Origin of the sequence: Aliiruegeria sabulilitoris (assembly GCF_001558155.1) — a bacterium.
Classification (GTDB): Bacteria; Pseudomonadota; Alphaproteobacteria; order Rhodobacterales; family Rhodobacteraceae; genus Tropicimonas; species Tropicimonas sabulilitoris.
Window position 1 is genome coordinate 1 of record NZ_LOAS01000082.1, and the last position, 3597, is coordinate 3597.

Here is a 3597-nt window from a genome sequence, read left to right on the forward strand (position 1 = left end):
GTAGCGCTTCATTGTTTTCTTTAGGAATTTCAATGCCGCCTTCTTGTCCAGTGCCTTCGTCACAAAGCTCTCCAGGACCTCACCTTCGTGGTCGACGGCCCGCCACAGATAGTGCCGCTGTCCATTTATCTTCACGAACATCTCGTCAAGATGCCATTGCAACTGCGGCCCTGAACGCAGCCGTTCGGCCCGTTTCTTTCGGATCTCGGAGGCGAACATCGGGCCGAACCGGTTCCACCAAAACCGGACAGATTCATGGTTGATATCGATGCCGCGCTCGTGCAGCAGGTCTTCGACGTACCGCAGCGACAAGGGGAAGCGTACGTAGAGCATCACCGCCAGGCGGATGATCTCGCGGCTCGTCTTGAAGAATTTGAACGGGTCGCGTTTGGTCATCCGGGGAAGCTACTCAGCCCACTGCCCTGCGACAAGCCACGTTCTTCTGACACCGCCTGGCCGAGCTATACCGTCGGAAAGTTGGCGAATTGCGGGGGCTTCTGGCCGACGACGCAACGCGGACCGAGTCAATGGACACGATCCGAGGATTGATCGAACGGATCGAGGTTTCTCCGGGAGAAAAACGAGGGCAGCCGAACGTGGTTCTCGTCGGAGCCCTGGCATCCATCCTCAACTTCGCCTGCGCTCAAAAGACAATCGCCGCCAACGGAGGGTCCGATGACGGCGGTAGGGTCTTGATGGTTGCGGGGGCTGGATTTGACCTTTGCCGAACATCTGGGACGCTTAGTATCTAGCATGGGCCCAAACAGCTAAGCTGTTCGTTCCCAAGAGGACCGCTTCCTGCGCAAAGCTGCCATATGTACGGTTTCGAGCAACATCCGCTTGCCGAGGCGGACCGCCTTAAGATTTTACGTTAGGTAAGCATTGGCAACCCTCATAGAATCATTCCAAAAATGATCGCGGTTGCCTCCGTGAGTGGTGGATCAGCCTAGAGAGAAATTGCCGCTCTCGAAAACGGGGCGTTCCATCATCCCAAATACAGCGTGGGACGCCCCGCACATTCGCGAACGGTATCAGACGTCCCGACTGTCGCGCACTACGCTACGCCAACAACTCTCAAATTGTACTGGGTCGATCCGACTCTGAACCGAGTTGAGCGACGGGCGTTGTTCTTAACCTCTCGAAGCGCCACTTCAAGGCGGTGTCCCCGCCACATGCGACCAAACTTGTTGCGCCTGTTTTGGACCAACAGCGCCTTGAGGCCATGTTGGATTTGAAGCAGTTTGGGCGAGCGTGCGATTCGCTTTCGAATCGCCTCTATAGGGAGATTGTCGTGTCACAATTCAAACGCTTGGCGTCCGCCACCGTCGCCGCCGTATTTGCAACTCAAGCTTTCGCTGCGTCGGACGTTCTACCGTCCAAGGACTCCACATTCACTTCATGGGGTGAGGAATCTGGCTGGACGATCTACGTAGACGAGGGGCGCGGGGCCTGCCTTATCGAACGGGTCGACGAAAACGCCAACGTTGTGCAAATGGGCCTGACGAAAGATCACGCGTTTGGCTACCTTGGCGTGTTCACTCAGAACGCGGAGGTAAAGAACCGGAAAAAGCCAATCGTTCTTTCCCTGGATGGCAACCTTTACAGCGCCGATGCAAAGCCGAAGACCAAGAACCTCGCTGATGGCTACGTTGGTGGGTACTTTCTGACCAACAACCCGGGTTTCGTTGATGATGTCATGAAAAAATATGACATGATCGTTTTCCCTGAAGATTCGTACGCCTTTACCGTCAGCCTGGATGGAACGCTGAAAGCCATCGAAGCTGCGCGCAAGTGCAACATGGAACAGAACGGTTAACCGGTTTTTCAACCAGCGTCCGGCGACCTGATCAAGGTCGCCGGGCACTCGAATTCATTTCAAAGTTACCGTTATTTTTTTTCTGTATTTCTTGGGTGCTATCACGCACAAGCATGCTTGGAGTCTTTGTGCCGCCAACATTTCATGGCTATGAGTTCTGCCCCTAGCGATGCCAATCGCACCTGAGGCAATCTGACGCCAACGATTCTAGTGCCTGGAACGCGAGTCAATGAAGATCATTCCCATTTTCCTCGTGCTGTTCGTCATCCTCGCAGGTTGCGCCTCCGGCAATCGTAAATCGGAGGAGAAAACTGCCATGGCCAGCGTGAAAGCCCTTTGCCCAGCTGATCTGTCGGCGGCAGAGCGCTCCAGAACTGCAGCCTGCAATTTTCCGTAGCAGCCCGCGCGCCCGAAACCGGACATCCGAGCTTTTCTGTCAGATGCCAGCAACGTCGGCATTCCCGACCTTGCGGCCAGCGCACCATACTTGCCGATACCCACGGAGCACCGGTCCTAGGCTGCGAGGTCCGGTAACTGCGCATAGCCGCCGCTGGCGTGTGTTCCGCGCTTCGCACTTGCAGCAACGGTGTCCTCACTGAAGCGGCCATTCGTAGCCGATGCAGCAAATGGCCGTGGCGAGCCCGTTTTGACCAATGCTGCGGGGTGCATCTACGGCAGTTCTGGCTACCATGCGTAGGTCTGACGATTTCTGTCTGGTGGCTATTTCAACACAAGTGAAGTATTCACCCCTGATCCAACACCGACCTACCGAGCTTCGCATGTTTTCCTGCCGGGTCGTTTAGGTGCATTCAAACAGAGATGGCGTCCATGAATCAGTTGGTATGTCCGGCCTTTCCACGCAAGCATTGATTTCGTCAGAAAGGGAATTTCGAATGAAATCGATCTCCTGGCCGCTTGGTTGGTATCGCCCGACTGGCTGCCCAATGATTGCTCTTCGAATAATTGGCCGCAGGGATTTCGGAACGAAGGCACGTGCAAACTCCGCGAAACCACCGTTATCAAGATATCTCTTTCCATTGGGCCGCACATATATTTCCCTCTGATTCAGATGCTCTAGCTCATAGTTTGTTCCATCGTTGTAGCGTCCGAGCCAACGCAACAATTTGATGCGTTCATTCCCGTCCCGGATCGAGTCGAAACTCATTACACGCAACCGGTCGCCAAACAACTCCCCGTACCGCGCCAATTGCGTCGCGTAACGGGATCGATGAACATGCCTGAAGAGTGGGTGCCACTCATCTGCTATGCGCTTTTCTTCGAGTTGAAGCGACTGAAGCAGGTTCCCACTCTGCCACCCCAACCGCAACGTGTGCTCGTATTCGGAGACAATCCGAGCAACTGGATCACGCACGAGAGCAACGACCCATATCTCTCCAACGCCTTCGCGATCCGCGAAACGCGCGATGTTGTCGGCAGCTACAGAACAGGACAGGTTATCAGTTGAAGCCTCTACACGAAGTGTAGCATCGGGGTTCGACGCAAATTCAGCCTCAAAGCTGTCTCGGCCTAGCGGGATTTGGTCGGCGAAATCAGAGCCCGGACCGCTCCAACTTCGGTTTCCGAAATCTGTGAAATAGAGTGTCTCTTTTTGATCGGCCAGCACCATGTCCGGTTGACTTCCGAGCCATGCAGCCATGCTAGTTGTACCGCATTTGGGCGCACCGATTAGGATCAAATAGTCCTTCTTTGCCACAGTTTTCCTCCTGCTCGCGTTCGACCAGTTGACCTGCCCCCCGTTGGTCCCTCAGTCATAACGAGAG

4 protein-coding genes are annotated in these 3597 nt (G+C 54.9%); 2 read left to right on the forward strand and 2 right to left on the reverse strand.

The window, feature by feature from the left end:
• Positions 1-396: IS6 family transposase (locus AX756_RS24545; RefSeq protein ID WP_156461692.1), on the reverse strand; the 396-nt coding region annotated here is incomplete at its 3' end.
• Between the two features lie 895 nt (positions 397-1291).
• Here AX756_RS24545 and AX756_RS24555 point away from each other — a divergent pair.
• Both AX756_RS24555 and AX756_RS25950 read left to right on the forward strand, forming a co-directional pair.
• On the forward strand, positions 1292-1816 hold the full coding sequence (locus tag AX756_RS24555) for a hypothetical protein (protein WP_068318483.1): 525 nt from the start codon (positions 1292-1294) through the stop codon (positions 1814-1816).
• Between the two features lie 229 nt (positions 1817-2045).
• A complete protein-coding gene (locus tag AX756_RS25950; RefSeq protein WP_156461693.1) occupies positions 2046-2213 on the forward strand; it encodes a hypothetical protein in 168 nt (55 codons plus the stop codon).
• 402 nt (positions 2214-2615) lie between these two features.
• On the opposite strand, the gene AX756_RS24565 is transcribed toward AX756_RS25950, so the two are convergent.
• Positions 2616-3530, reverse strand: coding sequence for a hypothetical protein (locus tag AX756_RS24565; RefSeq protein ID WP_068318480.1), 915 nt, complete (start codon positions 3528-3530; stop codon positions 2616-2618).
• Positions 3531-3597 lie beyond the last annotated feature (67 nt).

Bases quoted from the DNA above. Each gene is read 5' to 3' on its own strand.
- AX756_RS25950 (WP_156461693.1), top strand. From the start codon at position 2,046: ATGAAGATCATTCCCATTTTCCTCGTGCTGTTCGTCATCCTCGCAGGT.